This window comes from Nocardia sp. NPDC052112 (genome assembly GCF_040680135.1).
Classification (GTDB): Bacteria; Actinomycetota; Actinomycetes; order Mycobacteriales; family Mycobacteriaceae; genus Nocardia.
In genome coordinates this window covers 485,950-503,272 of sequence record NZ_JBFAWD010000004.1, presented here as the reverse complement: position 1 = coordinate 503,272, position 17,323 = coordinate 485,950, and the positions used below count along the sequence as shown (strand labels likewise).

Annotated in this window: 15 protein-coding genes and 1 pseudogene; 12 read left to right on the top strand and 4 right to left on the bottom strand. The window is 66.2% G+C overall.

Annotation, left to right across the window (positions count from 1 at the left end; translation table 11 throughout):
* The first annotated feature begins 61 nt into the window (after positions 1–61).
* The 3 genes from AB0L58_RS10735 (at position 62) to AB0L58_RS10725 (ending at position 4,170) form a co-directional block, all read left to right on the top strand.
* The gene (locus AB0L58_RS10735) at positions 62–1,879 is read left to right on the top strand and encodes an EAL domain-containing protein (RefSeq protein ID WP_051182549.1); all 1,818 of its coding nucleotides are present in this window, start codon (positions 62–64) and stop codon (positions 1,877–1,879) included.
* A gap of 189 nt (positions 1,880–2,068) precedes the next feature.
* On the top strand, positions 2,069–3,196 hold the full coding sequence (locus AB0L58_RS10730; protein ID WP_364384400.1) for a glycosyltransferase: 1,128 nt from the start codon (positions 2,069–2,071) through the stop codon (positions 3,194–3,196).
* A 95-nt stretch (positions 3,197–3,291) separates the two neighbouring features.
* Positions 3,292–4,170 carry an SDR family oxidoreductase gene (locus tag AB0L58_RS10725; protein WP_364384398.1) on the top strand — a complete coding sequence of 293 codons (879 nt, stop codon included), beginning with the start codon at positions 3,292–3,294 and terminating at the stop codon, positions 4,168–4,170.
* Here the strand turns inward: AB0L58_RS10725 and soxR are convergent.
* Positions 4,139–4,624 (bottom strand): redox-sensitive transcriptional activator SoxR, encoded by a 486-nt coding sequence (gene soxR / locus AB0L58_RS10720; RefSeq protein WP_364384395.1) that lies wholly within the window; start codon positions 4,622–4,624, stop codon positions 4,139–4,141. The genes AB0L58_RS10725 and soxR overlap by 32 nt on opposite strands.
* Positions 4,625–4,734: 110 nt before the next feature.
* Here soxR and arcA point away from each other — a divergent pair, with 110 nt between their 5' ends.
* The gene (gene arcA, locus AB0L58_RS10715) at positions 4,735–6,051 is read left to right on the top strand and encodes an arginine deiminase (RefSeq protein WP_364384392.1); all 1,317 of its coding nucleotides are present in this window, start codon (positions 4,735–4,737) and stop codon (positions 6,049–6,051) included.
* Between the two features lie 7 nt (positions 6,052–6,058).
* Positions 6,059–6,418, top strand: coding sequence for a GntR family transcriptional regulator (locus tag AB0L58_RS10710; RefSeq protein ID WP_364384389.1), 360 nt, complete (start codon positions 6,059–6,061; stop codon positions 6,416–6,418).
* A 7-nt stretch (positions 6,419–6,425) separates the two neighbouring features.
* On the opposite strand, the gene AB0L58_RS10705 is transcribed toward AB0L58_RS10710, so the two are convergent.
* Positions 6,426–8,027, bottom strand: coding sequence for a phospholipid carrier-dependent glycosyltransferase (locus AB0L58_RS10705; protein ID WP_364384386.1), 1,602 nt, complete (start codon positions 8,025–8,027; stop codon positions 6,426–6,428).
* Between the two features lie 281 nt (positions 8,028–8,308).
* On the opposite strand from AB0L58_RS10705, the gene rsmI reads away from it, so the two are divergent.
* Together rsmI and AB0L58_RS10695 are read left to right on the top strand one after the other, a co-directional pair.
* Positions 8,309–9,166 (top strand): 16S rRNA (cytidine(1402)-2'-O)-methyltransferase, encoded by an 858-nt coding sequence (rsmI, locus tag AB0L58_RS10700; RefSeq protein WP_364384383.1) that lies wholly within the window; start codon positions 8,309–8,311, stop codon positions 9,164–9,166.
* 87 nt (positions 9,167–9,253) lie between these two features.
* Positions 9,254–10,006, top strand: a complete 753-nt coding sequence (locus tag AB0L58_RS10695) for an isocitrate lyase/phosphoenolpyruvate mutase family protein (RefSeq protein ID WP_364384380.1) — start codon at positions 9,254–9,256, stop codon at positions 10,004–10,006.
* Between the two features lie 206 nt (positions 10,007–10,212).
* Here the strand turns inward: AB0L58_RS10695 and metG are convergent, their stop codons facing one another.
* Positions 10,213–11,772, bottom strand: coding sequence for a methionine--tRNA ligase (gene metG, locus AB0L58_RS10690; protein ID WP_364384377.1), 1,560 nt, complete (start codon positions 11,770–11,772; stop codon positions 10,213–10,215).
* Between the two features lie 181 nt (positions 11,773–11,953).
* On the opposite strand from metG, the gene AB0L58_RS10685 reads away from it, so the two are divergent.
* From AB0L58_RS10685 to rsmA, 3 genes are all read left to right on the top strand, one after another.
* Positions 11,954–12,781 (top strand): TatD family hydrolase, encoded by an 828-nt coding sequence (locus AB0L58_RS10685; RefSeq protein ID WP_364384374.1) that lies wholly within the window; start codon positions 11,954–11,956, stop codon positions 12,779–12,781.
* A 263-nt stretch (positions 12,782–13,044) separates the two neighbouring features.
* Complete coding sequence (locus AB0L58_RS10680) at positions 13,045–14,172, top strand: transglycosylase family protein (RefSeq protein WP_364384371.1); 1,128 nt, start codon at positions 13,045–13,047, stop codon at positions 14,170–14,172.
* Between the two features lie 63 nt (positions 14,173–14,235).
* Positions 14,236–15,117 carry a 16S rRNA (adenine(1518)-N(6)/adenine(1519)-N(6))-dimethyltransferase RsmA gene (gene rsmA / locus AB0L58_RS10675; RefSeq protein ID WP_364384367.1) on the top strand — a complete coding sequence of 294 codons (882 nt, stop codon included), beginning with the start codon at positions 14,236–14,238 and terminating at the stop codon, positions 15,115–15,117.
* A gap of 714 nt (positions 15,118–15,831) precedes the next feature.
* Here rsmA and AB0L58_RS10670 read toward each other — a convergent pair.
* A complete protein-coding gene (locus AB0L58_RS10670; protein ID WP_364384364.1) occupies positions 15,832–16,038 on the bottom strand; it encodes a copper ion binding protein in 207 nt (68 codons plus the stop codon).
* 137 nt (positions 16,039–16,175) lie between these two features.
* Between AB0L58_RS10670 and AB0L58_RS10665 the strand changes: the two are divergent.
* Positions 16,176–16,310: pseudogene (locus AB0L58_RS10665) on the top strand (SDR family oxidoreductase); the annotation flags it as partial.
* Positions 16,311–16,386: 76 nt separating this feature from the next.
* Complete coding sequence (locus AB0L58_RS10660) at positions 16,387–17,322, top strand: 4-(cytidine 5'-diphospho)-2-C-methyl-D-erythritol kinase (RefSeq protein ID WP_364384361.1); 936 nt, start codon at positions 16,387–16,389, stop codon at positions 17,320–17,322.
* Position 17,323: the final 1 nt, after the last annotated feature.

The window sequence follows — 17,323 nt, the reverse complement described above, 5'->3', positions numbered from 1 at the left end:
CGGAGATAGGGTGCCTCGGCGAACGCTCGACTCATTGGTGACCCAGGTCGCCTCCGAGTTGATGGGCGTCGACGCCACGACGATGGTGGCGGCGAGCGAACGCGTACTCGCTCGTTTGGTCGAGCATTTCGATGTCGATTTCAGCTACCTACGCCATACCGATAGAGAGCAGCGGGCGACCGTGCTCATCGCGGAGTGGCCGCACCGTGGTGACATACCGGATCCGGACCCGCTGAAGATCGTGCATTTCGAGCACGCCGACTCGGTGTTCCGAGAATTGGAACACGCCACCGAGCCGATCATCGTGCGGCCGTCCCAGCAATCCGCCGACTATCAGGAGACGATCCGGCGCTCGTCGGGTATTCCACAGGTCGCCATGGCCGCGGTGCCGCTGTTATCGCGCGGCGAGTCGACCGGCGTGCTGGGGTTCATCAAACAGGGCGATCGCGACTGGAGCACTCGGGAACTGAACGTGCTCAAGGCGATCGCCGCACTCTTCGCCCAGTTGCAGGCGCGCGTGGTGGCCGAGGAGCGATTGCGCTATATCGCGCTGCACGACGATCTGACCGGGTTGGCGAACCGGCGGGCACTGCTCGAACATATGGAGGAGCGGCTCAGACAGGGTAGTCCCGGCCCGGTGGCCGCCTTCTTCCTCGATCTCGACCGGCTCAAAGCGCTCAACGATTTTCTCGGACACACCGCGGGGGACAACTTCATTCGCACGCTCTCCTCGCGACTGCGCGAGAATCTCGATCCCAATGACATGATCGCCCGACTCGGCGGCGACGAATTCGTCATCGTGCCCGCCAAACCGATGGATGCGGTGGCGGCCGAATTGGAGGCGACGCGGATTCAACAGCTCATCGGACGGCGGGTGACCGTCGGCGGGGAATCGGTCAGCCGCGGCGCCAGTGTCGGTGTCGCGGTGGGTATTCCGGGGGAGACCACGGTCGCGGATGTGCTGCGTCGGGCCGATCACGCGCTGTTGTCGGCGAAATCGGGTGGCGGCAATGGTGTCGCGGTCTTCACCGACGCCATGCGCGCGCAGTTCGAACTGCAGGACGATGTGGAGCTGAATCTGCGCGGCGCGGTCTCCGACGGCTCGCTGCTGCTGCACTATCAGCCCGAGGTCGATCTGCGCACCGGCCGGGTCGTGGCGCTGGAGGCGCTGGTGCGCTGGTTGCATCCGACCAGGGGGCTGCTGCCGCCCGGTGCGTTCGTCACGGTCGCCGAGGCCACGAATCTCGCGGGTGAGCTGGGGCGCTGGGTGATTCGGTCGGCCTGTGCGCAGTTCGCCGAATGGCGCAGGCGGGGACTGGCGGCGAATGTGGTGATGCGGATAAATGTTTCGCCGGTTCAGCTGGTCAGCCTGGATTTCGTCGAGCGGATCGAGGATATTCTGCGGCTGTTCGGGATCGATGGCAGTTCGGTCTGCCTGGAGATCACCGAACATGTGGTGGTCCAGGATCTGGCGCGGACCCAGGTCACGCTGCGCGGACTCAAACGGATGGGCGTGCAGATCGCCATCGACGATTTCGGCACCGGATACAGTTCGCTCTCGCATCTGAAGGCGCTCCCGGTCGACGCGGTGAAGATCGACCGTGGCTTCGTACAGCGGCTCGGCGCGAGCACCGACGATCTGGCAATCGTGAAATCCATCATCGGGTTGGCCGGTTCGTTCGGGCTCGGCGTGGTGGGGGAGGGCGTCGAAACGCCGGTGGCCGCGCGGACCCTGGTCGGGCTGGGTTGCTATCGGGCGCAAGGATTTCTGATCGCCCGGCCGATGCCCGCCGATGAGGTGGAGGCGCATCTGGCCGTCGGGCGCATTCCGTTGGATCTCGATCTGCCGCGGGCGGGCCGGGGCACCACGCGGGCGTGACCGGTTCCTGGCCGCCGATCGAAACGCGCGGCGACGATCGTGCTGGGCGGGCGGAAGGGGGCTCGGGTCACGGGTTGATCCGGGTGTGGTGTGAACCCGGTACCCGTTAGCAGGGTCTTTCACGGCTGTTCATGCGATGTTGGTCGCCTCGGTTCCGGGGGTAACCCGATTCGCTGCACGATCGGCGTTGTGCGCATCGTGCAACTGGCGAACTTCTACGGTCCGCGGTCGGGTGGGCTGCGCACCGCATTGCATCACCTGGGCGAGGGGTACGTGGCCGCCGGGCATGAGGTGATGCTGATCGTGCCCGGACCGCGCCGGGCCGAGGAGATCCTGTCGACCGGTGCGGTGCGGATCACCCTGCCCGCCCTGGCGATACCGTGGACCGGCGGTTATCGGGCGGCGGATCCACGCCGGGTGGCCGATGTGCTGGCCGGATTGCGTCCGGACGTGCTCGAGGTTTCGGATCGGCTGACGCTGCGCGGGTTCGGACGCTGGGCGCGCACCCGCGACGTGGCGAGCGTCATGATCTCGCATGAGCGCCTGGACCGACTGCTCGGCCAGATCATGCCGGGCCCGGTGGCCCGCCGGTGCGCCGACATCGCGAATCGGCGCACCGCAAACGACTACGACATAGTGGTCTGCACAACGGAATTCGCCCGCGCGGAGTTCCTGCGTATCGATGCACCCAATGTTGAACTGGTGCCGCTCGGTGTGGATCTGGAGCTGTTCAGCCCGCGTCGCCGCGACTACCGTCTGCGCGCCGACCTCGGTGTGCCCGGTCATCCGCTGCTGGTGCACTGCGGCAGATTGTCGGTGGAGAAGCGGGTGGATCGCAGTATCGAGGCCATCGGCGCGCTGCGCCGGGTCGGAATCGAGGCTCGGCTGGTCGTGGCGGGTGAGGGGCCACGGCGCGAAGCCCTGGAGCGTAGGGCCCGATCCTTGCCGCCACTGACCGGAGGGCGGCCCGCGGTGCATTTCACTGGATTCATCTCCGACCGCGCGATGGTGGCGAAACTGCTCGCCACCGCGGATGTTTCGCTGGCACCCGGTCCGCATGAAACCTTCGGTCTCGCTGCGCTCGAGGCTTTGGCCGCGGGGACGCCGGTGGTCGCCAGCCGATCCTCGGCGCTCGCCGATATCGTCACCGCCGAATGCGGTGCGGTCGCCGCCGATCGCCCGGCCGCCTTCGCCAGGGCCGTCACCGATGTGCTCGCCATGCCGACCGCCGGACGTCGGCAGGCGGCGCGCAGCCGGGCGGAGCAGTTCACCTGGCCCAGGGCGGTTGCGGGGATGCTGGCAGTGCTCGGGCGATAACTCGCCAGCAACTCCTCGGCTCACTTCAACCGTATGAACTTCGGAACATCACCGTTACCGCGTACCCTGCGTGCAACCGATGCGGGCTATAGGAGATGGGATCCGGTGTGCTTGGTTTTGGGCGCGGGAAGACAGTGCGCGATGCGAAGGTGCTCGTCACCGGGGCGGCGAGCGGAATAGGCCGGGCGACCGCCTTGGCGTCCGCATCCGCCGGAGCCGAACTGGTGCTGACCGATATCAATGCCGAGGGCCTGGAGGACACGGTTCGCACCGTCAAGGAGGCCGGAGGCACCGTGCTCGCCGTGCGTGCTCTGGATATCACCGACTACGACGCGGTCACCGCCTTCGCCACCGACGTGCACGCCGAATTCGGCAGCCTCGATATCGTCATGAATATCGCGGGCACCTCCACTTGGGGCACCGTCGAGAATCTCGAGCATCGCCACTGGCGCAAGATGGTGGACGTCAACCTGATGGGGCCCATCCATGTGATCGAGAACTTCCTGCCGCAGATGGTCCGGGCGAAACGCGGTGGGGCGCTGGTGAATGTCTCCTCGGCGGCCGGAATCCTCGCGTTGCCATGGCATGCCGCTTACAGCGCGGGCAAATTCGGCATCCGCGGTGTCTCCGAGGTTTTGCGATTCGACTTACGGCGTCACGATATTTCGGTGCATCTGGTGGTGCCCGGCGCGGTGAACACCCCGCTGGTGCAGAGCGTCGACCTGGTCGGGGTGGACCGGGAAGATCCGAGGATCAAGCGACTCACCACGGCGTTCACCAAACATGCCGTCTCGCCGGAACATGTTGCGGCGGCGATCCTTCGTGGTATCGAGCGCAATCAATTCCTCGTCTACACCTCCTTCGATATCCGCTTCGGCTATTGGTGGGCACGCAAATTCGCCTACCCCTACGAATTCGTGATTCGCCGCACCAGCGATCGGTTCAGCAGGCTGCTGGCTTCGATGGGCAATTGAGCGTCACATCGAGCACGCGCGCGCCCGGCCCCTGATCGCCGAGGCGGTCGTGTTCATTGACCAGTCGGCAGCTGCCGAGTGACAGGCAGCCACAGCCGATGCAGCCGGTCAGATTATCGCGCAGGCGAGTCAGCTGGGTGATGCGGTCGTCGAGGTCGGTGCGCCATGCGGTGGACAGCGTCTCCCAGTCGCGGCGGGTCGGGGTGCGGCCCTCGGGAAGTTTGTCCAGTGCGGCGCGGATTTCGCTCAGCGGAATGCCGACCCGCTGGGAGATGCGGATGAAGGCGACGCGGCGCAGTGTTTCGCGGGCGTATCTGCGTTGATTTCCACTCGTGCGACGACTCGAAATGAGACCCTCGCGTTCGTAGAAGTGCAACGCGGAGACCGCTACTCCGCTACGCTCGGACAGCTGCCCGGGGGTCAGCTCCTTCGCTCGCCAATCGGTTGTCGACATCACGCTCCTCCATTCACCTGAACCATACTTCAGGTTAGGGTGTGCTGGGGTCGGAATCGCAAGACACCCAATTGCGTGCTCTTACGCCCTCGGCGAACTACGGTCGGATCATGGCAGCAGACGCGGTGCGGGCGGGGCGCGATGGCGGTGCGGACGATGGATTGGCCGGCGTCGGTGATTCCGGCGGTCGACTGGCGGTCACCTCCGAGGTCGGGACCCTGCGCACGGTGCTGCTGCATCGGCCCGGCGACGAATTGCGGAGGCTGACCCCGCGCAATAACGATCAGCTACTCTTCGACGGCATTCCGTGGGTCGAGCGGGCCCAGCAGGAGCACGACACCTTCGCCGGTGTGCTGCGCGAACGCGGCGTCGAGGTGCTGCTGCTCGCCGATCTGCTCGCCGAAACCCTTTCGGTCAGCGGTGCGGCCCGCATCCAGGGCATAACCGGGGCCGTGGACGCACGCAAACTCGGACATATGCTGGCCGACGAGCTCGCGGCGTTTCTGCGCGGCGTCCGGGCCAGGGATCTGGCCAATATCCTCATGGCCGGGATGACCTTCGACGAGCTGCCCTTCGGCGGCGACAACACTTCGCTGGTGCGGCGCATGCACCACGGTGCGGATTTCGTCATCGATCCGCTGCCGAATCTGCTGTTCACCAGGGATTCGTCCTTCTGGGTCGGCCCGAGGGTGGCGATCACCTCGCTCGCACTGCCCGCCCGAATGCGCGAGACCTCGCTGACCGATCTCATCTACGCATTCCATCCGCGCTTCCTCGGCGTGCGGCGGGCCTATGAATCGCATACCGCGCCGATCGAGGGCGGCGATGTGCTGTTGCTGGCGCCGGGCGTAGTCGCGGTGGGCGTCGGTGAGCGCACCTCGCCCGCGGGGGCGGAAGCGTTGGCGCGCAGTCTGTTCGACGACGATCTCGCCCACACCGTGCTGGTCGTGCCGATCGCCCAGAATCGCGCGACCATGCACCTGGACACGGTATGCACCATGGTCGATACCGATGCCGTCGTGATGTATCCGGCGGTCCGGGATTCGCTGTGCGCGTTCACGATTCATCGCGAGGATGCTGAGTCGAATCGCTCTTGGGGCGGCGGGCGCAACGACCAGGCCCAGGTGAGCGTGCGCGGCCCCGATCCATTCCTGCCCGCGGCCGCCGCTGCAATGGGCATCGGCAAGCTGCGGGTCATCGATACCGGACTCGATGTGGTCACCGCCGAGCGCGAGCAGTGGGACGACGGCAATAACACCCTGGCACTCGCGCCTGGCGTGGTCGTCGCCTACGAGCGCAACGATATGACCAATGCGCGCCTGGAGGATGCGGGCATCGAGGTGCTGCGCATACCGGGCTCCGAGTTGGGTTCCGGCCGTGGCGGACCGCGGTGCATGTCCTGCCCGCTGTCCCGAGATGACATGTGAGCGTGCGATGTTCACCATTACCGTGACCCACGATTCACCGATTCCGCCCTATGAGCAACTCCGGCTCGGTGTTATCGCGCAGGTGCGCTCGGGGGAATTGGCGGCGGGTACGAAGATCCCGACGGTGCGCGCACTGGCCGCGCAACTCGGGCTCGCCCCGAATACGGTCGCTCGGGCCTATCGGGAACTCGAGGCCGACGGGGTGGTCGAAACCCGGGGCAGACAAGGATCTTTCATCGCGTCCTCGGGTGACCCGACCAAGGATCTGGCGGGTCGGGCCGCGACCGAATATGTCGCCACCATTCGACGGCTCGGTCTCGATGACGAGGCGGCCCTGCAGTACGTCAGGTCGGCTCTGGAGAGTTAGTCCTTGATCAGCGCCAACTGGGCAGCCACAGATGGTCGTGCCAGTTGCCAGGTGTAATCGGCAGCGCGGTCAGAATCGGCCAGAGCCAGATGAAATTGGCGATCACCAGGCCGAGGTAGATGCAGACCGCGAGCAGTCCGAGGCTGCGCCGTTCACTGGGCACCGCGGGCAGATAGGTGCCCGCCGGACTTCGCGGTATTCGTACCGATCGGGCCGGGCCGAGGATGTCGCCGCACACCAGTGCGATTCCCATCACGAGGAACGGCGCCAGCGGTACGGCGTAGAAGTAGTACATCTGCCGATCGAGGGTGAAGAACCAGGGAATGAGTCCGGCACCGTATCCGGTGAGCACGGCCGCGTAGCGCCAGTCCCGACGGACCACACTGCGCCACAGCATCCAGCCGAGTACCGGGAAGGCGATCCACCAGATCGCCGGGGTGCCGATCAGCATCACGGCCTTCACGCACTGGGTCTGGCCGCAGCCGGTGACACCGCTGTCGGCGTAGTAGTAGAGCATCGGCCGCAGCCCCATCGGCCAGGTCCACGGCTTGGATTCCCAGGGGTGATGGTTACCGGCCGAATTGGTCAGACCCTCGTGGAAGCGCAGCGTTTCGCCGCTGTAGTACCACAATGAGCGCAGCGCATTCGGCAGGAACGACCACGGCCCATCCCGCCCGACCTGGTTGCCGACCGCATAGCGGAAGACTCCGTCCTCACTGGCGAACCAGGCCCAATAGCTGGCCAGGTAAATCCCGAGCGGAATCAGCACCAGCGCATACAGCGCGGGCCCGACATCGCGCACTGCCGTGCCGACCCAGGGCCGGCGCACACCGTAGGCACGCCGCGACGAGACATCGAAATAGACGCTCAGGATCCCGAACGCGAGGATGAAGTACATGCCGGACCACTTTGTGCCGCAGGACAGTCCGAGCAGGACCCCGGCGCCGAAGCGCCACCAGCGCACTCCTAGTCGCGGACCCCATTCGCTCGCGCCGATCCGCCCCTCGTAGTCCACCTGGGCGATTCGGGCTCTGACCTCGTCGCGGTCCACGATCAGACAGCCGAACGCCGCGGTGACCAGCACCGCCATGAAGATATCGAGCATGCCGATGCGTGAGGAGACGAAGGTGAGTCCGTCGGCGATCAACAAAATGCCCGCGATCGCGCCGACCATGGTGGAGCGCGCCATCCGGCGCACGATCCGGATGACCAGCAGCACCAGGATCGTGCCTGCCAGCGCCGCGCTGAATCGCCAACCCCAGCCGTTGTAGCCGAACATCCACTCGCCCATCGCGATCAGCTGTTTGCCGATCGGGGGATGCACCACCAGCCCGTAGGCGGGATTGTCCTCGACGCCGCCGCCGGTGAGAATCTGCCAGGCCTGTGGCGCGTAGTGCTTCTCGTCGAAGACGGGGGTGTAGGCGTCGGTGGGATAGTCCAGCATGATGAACCGCGTCAACGCCGCGATCGCGGTGAGTACCGCGGTGACCACCCACCCCTGCATCGTGTCGAGCGGCCCGAAGTCGGGCGATGGCCGCAGGGGCGCGGGGCTCGACCAAGAGGGCACGGCCCCGGCAACGGTCGCGCGCTGGTCGGTCACCTGGGTCACGTCCCGATCGTATGCTGTGCGCGCCACCGAGACCCGCACCGGTGACCGCGCCGCCGTAGGAATCACATCCTGAGCTGCGTTCACCGACTTTCGGCGAGTTTCGCCTGTGGTCCGTTGTGGCGCCGGAGTACCGGCGAGGTCGGATGTCGAGATCCGCACCACGCGGCGTGCGAAGTGTCGTAACAGGTATGGCGGTGACAATCCGACGCATGGTCCATACACCATGTGCCGATACGCTGCGTTGGGAAATAGGACGATGTGGTCGAGGGAACAGGAGCGCGGTGGCAGACCAGGTGGGTCGGTTGGTGCTCGCGGCGACGCCGATGGGTGAGATCGGTGATGCGTCACAGCGGCTACGCGAGGCACTCGGATCCGCCGATATCGTCGCGGCCGAGGACACCCGGCGCACCCGCGCCCTCGCCAAGGCCCTGGACGTCGAGATCACCGGGCGGGTCCTTCGGTTCGACGATCACGTCGAGTCCGCGAAGATTCCGGCACTGCTCGATGAGATCGACGGCGGCGCCACGGTGCTGCTGGTGACCGATGCCGGTATGCCCTCGGTGAGCGATCCGGGCTATCGCATGGTGGTGGCCTGTGTCGAGCGTGAGCTGCCGGTCACCTGCCTGCCGGGACCGTCGGCGGTGACCACCGCCCTGGCGCTGTCCGCGCTCCCGGTGGAACGCTTCTGCTTCGACGGATTCGCGCCGCGCAAATCCGGCCAGCGTCGAGAATGGTTGCGCACCTTGCTTACCGAGCCGCGCGCCTGCGTATTCTTCGAGGCGCCGCACCGGCTGGCCGACTGTCTCGCCGATGCGGTCGAGGTGCTCGGTCCGGACCGGCGGGCCGCGGTCTGCCGAGAATTGACCAAGACCTACGAGGAGGTCGTGCGCGGCAATCTCGGCGAACTCGCCGCCTGGGCGGTCGATGGGGCGCGCGGTGAGATCACCGTCGTCCTCGAAGGCGCCCGACCCGTCGCGGCCGATCCCGCCGATCTGGTCGACGAGGTCGAATCGCTGACCGCCGAAGGTATTCGCCTCAAGGACGCGTGCGCCCAGGTGGCCGCCGAGTCCGGCGTTTCCCGCCGCGAACTGTACGACGCGGTCCTGATCGCGCGCCGCAATGGCGGGGACAGTTCCTAGCGCAACTCGCCATCGCCGACACTCCCGTGCGGCCGCATGGGGAGTGTCATAGTGCTATCGATCACGGGCGCGACGATGATCGGTGTCATGACCTCTTTGGAAAGCAAGGCGAAGGCGTTTCTCGAATTGCATGTCCCGGGCGATCCCGGGGTATTTCCGACGGTGTGGGATGCGTGGTCGGCGAATATCGCTGTCGCGGCGGGTTTTTCGGCGCTGACCCTGGGGAGTCATCCGGTCGCCGATTCGGTCGGGCGCAGCGACAGTGAGGGGATGACATTCGCGGAACTGTTGACGCGTGTCCGGCAGATCACCGGTGCGGTCGATGTTCCGGTCTCCGTCGATATCGAATCCGGCTACGGGCTCGAGCCCGCGCAGCTGATCGAGGGGCTGCTGGATGCGGGCGCGATCGGCCTCAATATCGAGGACACGGTGCACAGTGAGGGCGGCCGGTTGCGCGGCGCCCAAGAGCACGCCGATCTTGTGCACGGTCTGCGTCAGTTCGCCGATGCCGCGGGTGTGCACGTGGTCGTCAATGCCCGCACCGACCTGTTCATGCGCAAGGACGGTGACGACAGTGATCGCGTCGACCGCGCCATCGAGCGGCTGAAGTTGGCCGCGGCGGCGGGTGCCGACTCGCTGTTCCCGGCCGGACAGCATTCCGACGCAGATATGCGCCGTCTCACCAGTGAATTGCCGCGGCCGATCAGCGCTGTCGCGCAGCCCGGCGCATCCGATAAGGCGGTGCTGGCCGACCAGGGCGTCGCCCGCATCACCTTCGGCCCGTTGCTGCAGTGGGCCCTGACCGAGGAAGCCAACAGGCTGCTGAATCGCTGGAAGTAGCCCGGCTCCAGCGGGCTGGTCGAACAGACGGACGCGCTACCGCCACATCGAGCGGTAGCGCGTCAGTAGGGCGGCGATCTTCACGTAGTCGGCGCCATTGCGCTCGGTCAACAGCTCGTAATGGTCGCCCCGGTAGCGGCGCGTCTTGTTATCCCGGATGCGGTAACCGACGGGGACTCCCGGGTGCGACGTACGTCTCCTGCCGATTACTTCTTCGGCTCCACGTAGCGCGGGTACACCGCCTCCGGCTCCGGCAGTGCGGTTCCGGGAACCAGGGGGGTCGCGATATCGGTGAACGAGCGGTTCTGCTGGGCAAGCAGATCCAGGATCTTGCCCGCCGATTCCGGCATGACCGGCTGCACCAGAATCGCGACGATGCGCAGCAGTTCGATGGTCACGTACAGCACCGTCGCCTCGCGAGCCAGCGACTCCTCGGTGCCGGTCTTGGCCAGCGCCCACGGCGCCTCCGCGGAGAAGTAGCGATTGGCCTCGCCGAGCGTCAGCCAGATCGCCTCCAGCGCCAAATGCATTTGCTGGGCATCGAATTCGGTGCGGCAGCGCTCCAGTAGACCGTTGGCGCGTTCGAGCAGTGCGCGATCGGCCTCGGTGAATTCGCCTGGCGTCGGCACCACCGCACCGCAGTCACGCGCGACCAGCTTCAGGCTGCGCTGCACCAGATTTCCGAATTCGTTGGCCAGATCGGTATTGATCCGCCCGACGATCGCCTCGTGGCTGTAGCTGCCGTCCTGACCGTAGGAGATCTCGCGCAGCAGGAAGAAGCGCACCGCGTCGACCCCGTATTCGTCGACCAGCGCGAGCGGGTCGACCACATTGCCGACCGACTTGGACATCTTCTCGCCCTTGTTGTACAGGAACCCGTGCACGAAAACGCGTTTCGGCAATTCGATCCCGGCCGACATCAGGAACGCGGGCCAGTACACGGTATGGAACCGGGTGATGTCCTTACCGATGATGTGCACATCGGCGGGCCAGAAGCGCTGGAACGCAACGGATTCCGTATCCGGGAAACCGACGCCGGTGATGTAGTTGGTGAGCGCGTCCACCCATACGTACATCACGTGATCGGGATGGCCGGGCACCGGCACGCCCCAGTCGAAGGTGGTACGCGAAATGGACAGGTCCTTCAGACCCGCCTTCACATAGTTCACCATCTCGTTGCGAGCCGTTGCGGGCGCGATGAACTCGGGCTGTTCGTCGTAGAACGCGAGCAGCTTGTCCTGGTAGTTCGACAGCCGGAAGAAGTAGTTCGACTCCTCGGTCCAGGTGACCGGCGTCTTCGATTCGATCGAGATCCGGGTGCCGTCCGCCAGCAGCGTCGTTTCTTCCTCGGTGTAGAAGGCCTCGTCGCGCACCGAATACCAACCCGAATAGTTGTCCAGGTAGATATCGCCGTTGGCGAGCATCCGCTCCCAGATCGCGGCGCTGGCTACCTGGTGGTCGTCGTCGGTGGTGCGGATGAAGCGGTCGAAGGAGATGTCGAGCGTCTTGTCCATCGCCTCGAACACATCCGAGTTGCGCGCGGCGAGCTCCTCCACCGGCACACCCTCGGCGGCCGCGGTCTGCTGCATCTTCTGCCCGTGCTCATCGGTGCCGGTCATGAAGAAGACGTCATAACCGTCGAGCCGCTTGAAGCGGGCGAGGGCGTCGGCCGAGATGTACTCGTACGCGTGCCCGATGTGCGGCGCACCGTTCGGGTATGCGATGGCCGTTGTGATGTAGAAGGCGGGGCGGTCGGCTTCGCTCATGACTCCGCCTCGCTGGCGCTCAGCTCCGTCATGCGCGAGGCGCCCGTGTTGTCGATTCGCTCGCTTCGCTCGCTCATGGTGTGTCTACTGTAATGCGCGTGGATTCCGACGCTCACGTGAATATCCCCCGAGGCGACGGACACGGTGCCGCGACCGTGTTCCGGTGTGCCGGAGTTCGCCGATGAGTGCGAAACGGCCCGCGCCGGAGCTGCCGGAACCGCTCACGCCGCTGGTGGACGCGCACACACATCTGGATGCCTGCGGGGCGACCGATGCCGAGTCGACGGCGGTGATCGTGGACCGTGCGGCCTCGGTCGGGGTCGGTCGGGTGGTCACCGTCGCCGACGATCTGACCGCGGCGCAGTGGGCCGTACAGGCCGCGAACTGGGATCGACGGGTGTTCGCCGCCGTGGCGCTGCATCCGACGCGGGCGAATGCGCTGGACGACGCGACCAAGGCCGAACTGGAGCGGTTGGCCGCCGATCCGCGCGTTGTCGCGATCGGCGAAACCGGACTCGACTACTACTGGCCGGGCAAGCTCGAGGGCTGTGCCGATATCGAGGATCAGGTCGAGGGATTCCGCTGGCATATCGACCTGGCCAAGCGGCTGCGCAAACCGCTGATGATCCACAACCGCGAGGCCGACCACGATCTGCTGACGGTTTTGCTGGACGAGGGCGCTCCGGAAACCGTGATCTTCCATTGCTTTTCCTCCGACACCAATATGGCGATGGCCTGTGTGGCGCAGGGATACATCCTCAGCTTCTCCGGCACGGTGAGTTTCAAGAACGCACATGAATTGCGCGAGGCCGCCAAGGTGGTGCCCGATGACCAGATTCTCGTGGAGACCGACGCGCCGTATCTGACTCCGCATCCGTTCCGCGGTGCGCCCAATGAACCGTATTGCCTGCCGTACACCGTGCGTGCCCTGGCTGAGTTGCGCGAACAGGATCCGTCGGCGCTCGCGAAGATAACCACCGCGAACGCCTGCCGCATTTACGGCATCTGAATCGATCGCATTTCTGTTCAAGGCCGAGTGGGAGTTCTTGCGGCATTGCTCCAGAACGGTTTCTGCGATCTTGTTCTATCGCCGACATTCGAAGGCTTCGTCGATGCGCAAGGGGGCTGGATCGGCGCATGTGTTCTAGGTCACTTCGGTCGGTACGTTTTGTGATTTACCTGCGGGGTCGATATCGGTTTGTGATATTGATATCCGCCGCTTGTAACGCCGCGGTTGTCGACCTCTGACCCCTTCGTTATCGTACTGTGACCATGTCTCCATTCACGAGGATCAACCAGTCCCGCTCGCCGCTGCTGTATGCGGCGGTCGCGGCGCTGCTGGTGACGCTGATCGTCGGTGCCGCGATGGCGATCGTGAACCGCAAGACGGTCACGGTCGTCGTGGACGGCGAACGGATGACGCAGTCCACCATGTCGCCCAACGTCGGCGGCGTGTTGAAGGCCGCGGGTTTCGATGTGAACGACCGCGACCTGGTCCGGCCCGCGCTGGCCGCGACGATTACCGATGGCGCGACCATCACCTACAACCGGGCGCGCGAGGTCGCGGTATCGCTGGACGGCAAGGCCGAGAAGGTGTGGTCGACCGGTCTGACCGCGGGCGATGTGGTCGACCAACTGCACCTGCCCCGCGAGGTGTTCGTTTCCCCGGCCCGCAATGAGAAGTTGCCACTGGCCGGCGCCGCGCTGCAGGTCGTCAGCCCGCGTTCGGTATCGCTGCTCGACGGCATCGGCAATCCGGTGGATGTTCGACTGGCCGCGCCGACCGTCGGTGAATTCCTCGCTGTCGCGGGCATTCCGCTGATCGAGGAGGACACCGTCGAGCCCGCGCCGACCACGCCGCTCACCGACGGGTTGCGGATCGTGGTGACCCGCCAGCGGGTCGAGAACAAGGTCGAGACGGTGCCGCTGGATCCGCCGGAGAATGTGATCGAGGATCCGACCTTGAATATGAGCCGGACCGTGGTGGAGAGCCAGGGTGCGCCCGGTGTGCAGGACGTGACGTTCGCGGTCACCATGGTCAACGGCCAAGAAGTCAGTCGGCGGCCGATCGCCTCCAATGTGAAGGTGACGGCTCAGCCCAAGACCGTCCGCAAGGGCGCCAAGCCCGGCACCGAGGTGCCGCCGGTGCGTGACGGCGATATCTGGGATGCACTGGCCCGCTGTGAATCCACCGGTAACTGGGCCATCAATACCGGCAACGGCTACTTCGGCGGCATCCAATTCGACCAGAGCACCTGGGAACGCCAGGGGGGTCTCAAGTACGCCCCGCGCGCCGACCTGGCCACCCGCGAAGAACAGATCGCCATCGCCGAGGTCACCCGCGCTCGCCAGGGTTGGGGCGCCTGGCCCGCCTGCACCAGTCGCCTGGGCATCGGCTGATCCCCGAGCCGACCGCAGCGCCTGCGCCGCTCGGTCTTGGGCGGGGTTGATACGTTGTCCGACGTGTCCGAACCCGATATTTCCGCTCGTGGGAGTGCTGCGCTGCTCGGGCCCGCCGAGGTGCGGGCGCTGGCCGAGCGACTCGGCGTACGGCCGACCAAGCAGCTCGGACAGAACTTCGTGCACGACGCCAATACGGTGCGCCGGATTGTCGCGGCGGCCGGGGTAGGGCGTGGGGATACCGTGCTCGAAGTCGGCCCGGGGCTGGGTTCGTTGACATTGGCGCTGCTCGATGTGGTGGATTCGGTCATCGCCGTCGAGATCGATCCCGTACTGGCGAAACACCTTCCGGTGACCGTCGCGGATCGCGCGCCGGAACTGGCCGGGCAGTTGACCGTCGTGGAAGCCGATGCGCTGCGGGTCCGTGCGGACCGCCTGTCCACGGCACCGTCGGCACTGGTGGCGAATCTCCCCTATAACGTCGCGGTGCCGGTGCTGCTGCACCTGCTCGCCGAATTGCCCAGCATCACAACCTCATTGGTGATGGTGCAGGCCGAGGTGGCCGACCGCCTCGCCGCCGAGCCCGGCAGTCGCATCTACGGCGTCCCGAGCGTCAAGGCGGGCTTCTTCGGCACCGTGCGCCGCGCGGGTGCGGTGGGCACCCAGGTGTTCTGGCCGGTGCCACGGGTGGACTCCGGCCTGGTCCGCATCGAGCGCTATGCCCAAGCGCCGTGGCCGATGGACGAGGCACACCGCCGCCGCGTTTTCGAGGTCGTCGACGCCGCCTTCGCCCAGCGCCGCAAAACCCTCCGCGCCGCCTTGGGCAGTTGGGCGGGTTCACCGGCCGAGGCCGAACGCCGCTTGGTCGCCGCCGGTATCGACCCGACCGCCCGCGGCGAAACCCTGGACACCGCGGCCTTCGTCCGCCTCGCCGCCCAGGTGTGAGCCCCTGGCCGCTCCGACGGTTCAACCCGCGCGTATCTCTTTGCGGGTGAAAGTGATCTGCTGGTGCAAAGGACGGACCGGCTATGCGGTCGGTACCTGTCCGCTGCGGTTGCCCCGGCGGGATCGCGCACCGCGTTATCCACACGCTTGGCTTGCTGAGGTGTCGCCGCGGCGAAACAGATTGTGGATAACCAACTTTTGCCTTGTTGGCCGCGAAACCGGCGACAGGTGCCGCGAAGATCGACTCGCGCCTGCCGTCGCCCGCTGCGAGCCGCACTGAAAGTGCAGGTCATCGCGGCGAATGCCGACTCGGGCAGGCGCTGGTCCGCGCATGCGGTGCAGGGGGACCACCACCCGAATGGTGTCCGCCACCGGATGTGGATGGCGCTGTGGATAATTCGACGCGCGCGGTGAACTAGGCGGTACGCGCGACACCACCGTGGGAGAAGTCTAGATACCGCCGAAATGCGCCCGCACTCGGGGTGTGGGCACGGCGGCCGACCCTCGGACCCGCTGGCGTGCGACCGATCTCGCCCCGCGGATCGATGTGCAGGTAGGCAAGGTCATTGGCACACAAGACAACCTGATGTGCCTACGCGCCGTGGTCCGGTGTCGACCCGGTCGGAGCGCCCGGTGGGACACCGGGACCGTGCGCGACACCGAACGGCGCGCCGAGATCGCCGCCGACCGCGGCGAATCTCGGCCGGGCCGGTATCAGGCGGTGACCTCGTACCCCGCCTCGTCCACGGCGGCGACGATATCGGCGTCGGCGAGCGGTGCGGTGCTGTCCACCCGGACCGCACCGCTGGCGAGGTCGACGTCCACACTGGTCACGCCATCGATCCTGCCGATCTCCGTCTTGACCGAGTTGACGCAGTGTCCGCAGGTCATCCCCGTGACGGTGTAGGTGCTAGTGGCCATCTCCGACTCCTTCGCTCACATTCGATCATACGGTGTGGGGGTATCCCCAACACAAATGAACATACCCATGGAGGGTATATAGCGCAAGGGTGAGTTGCACTGTCGTTCCGGGGTTCGGTCGACTAACCGTGGCATTGGTGGCCGGCTGGTCGCCGTTGAATCGCGTCGGCCAGCCCGGTGATATCGCGGATATCACCGCATTCCTCGCCTCCGACGATTCCCGGTGGGTCACCGGTCAGTGGATCGATGCCACCGGTGGGGCCCTGTTGTAACCGTCCGACACAGGGGCGGTGAATGTCTCATCTCGAGCTGAGCACCTGTCGTACCCACCGGATAGGCTTGAGCACCGTGTTGTCAGTTGTGCCAAGTCCCGTCATCGTGCGCGCACCGTCCAAGGTGAACCTCCACCTAGGCGTCGGCGACGTGCGCGCGGACGGCTATCACGAGCTGACCACGGTGTTCCAAGCCCTATCGCTCAGCGATGATCTGGAACTCGCGCCCGCCGCTTCGCTGACCGTGCGGGTCAGCGGCGAGGGTGCCGACGATGTGCCGACCGATCGGACCAATCTGGTGTGGAAGGCCGCCGTGCGCATCGCACATCTGGCCGGCCGCGCCCCGCTGGTGGAAATCGCCATCAACAAGGGCATTCCGGTGGCCGGTGGGATGGCCGGCGGCAGCGCGGATGCCGCCGCGGCGCTGGTGGGCCTGAACGCGCTCTGGGATGTCGGGCTGAGCCGCGACGAATTATTCGCGGTCGCGGCCGAACTCGGCAGCGATGTGCCGTTCGCGCTGCACGGCGGCACGGCGCTCGGCACCGGTCGCGGCGAGCGGCTGCTTCCGGTTTTGTCCCGCAATACCTTTCACTGGGTACTCGCGCTCGCCAAGGGGGGGTTGTCCACCCCCGCCGTCTTCGCCGAACTCGACCGACTACGCGAAATCGGCACCCCACCTCGACTCGGCGAGCCGCAGGAGCTCATGCAGGCACTGGCCTCCGGAGACCCGAAACAGCTTGCGCCCCTGCTGGGTAACGATCTGCAGGCGGCCACGCTGTCGCTGAAGCCCGAGTTGCGGCGGACCTTGCGCGCTGGCGTCGGTGCCGGTGCGCTTGCCGGGCTGGTCTCCGGTTCCGGCCCGACCTGCGCATTCCTCTGTGACAGCGAGGATGGTGCGGTGGCGGTCGCGGCCGAGCTCGCGGGTGCGGGTGTGTGCCGCAGTGTGCGCACCGCGAGCGGGCCGGTGCCCGGTGCTCGGGTCATCAACAGCGACACGCTCGGCAAGCGCTGAC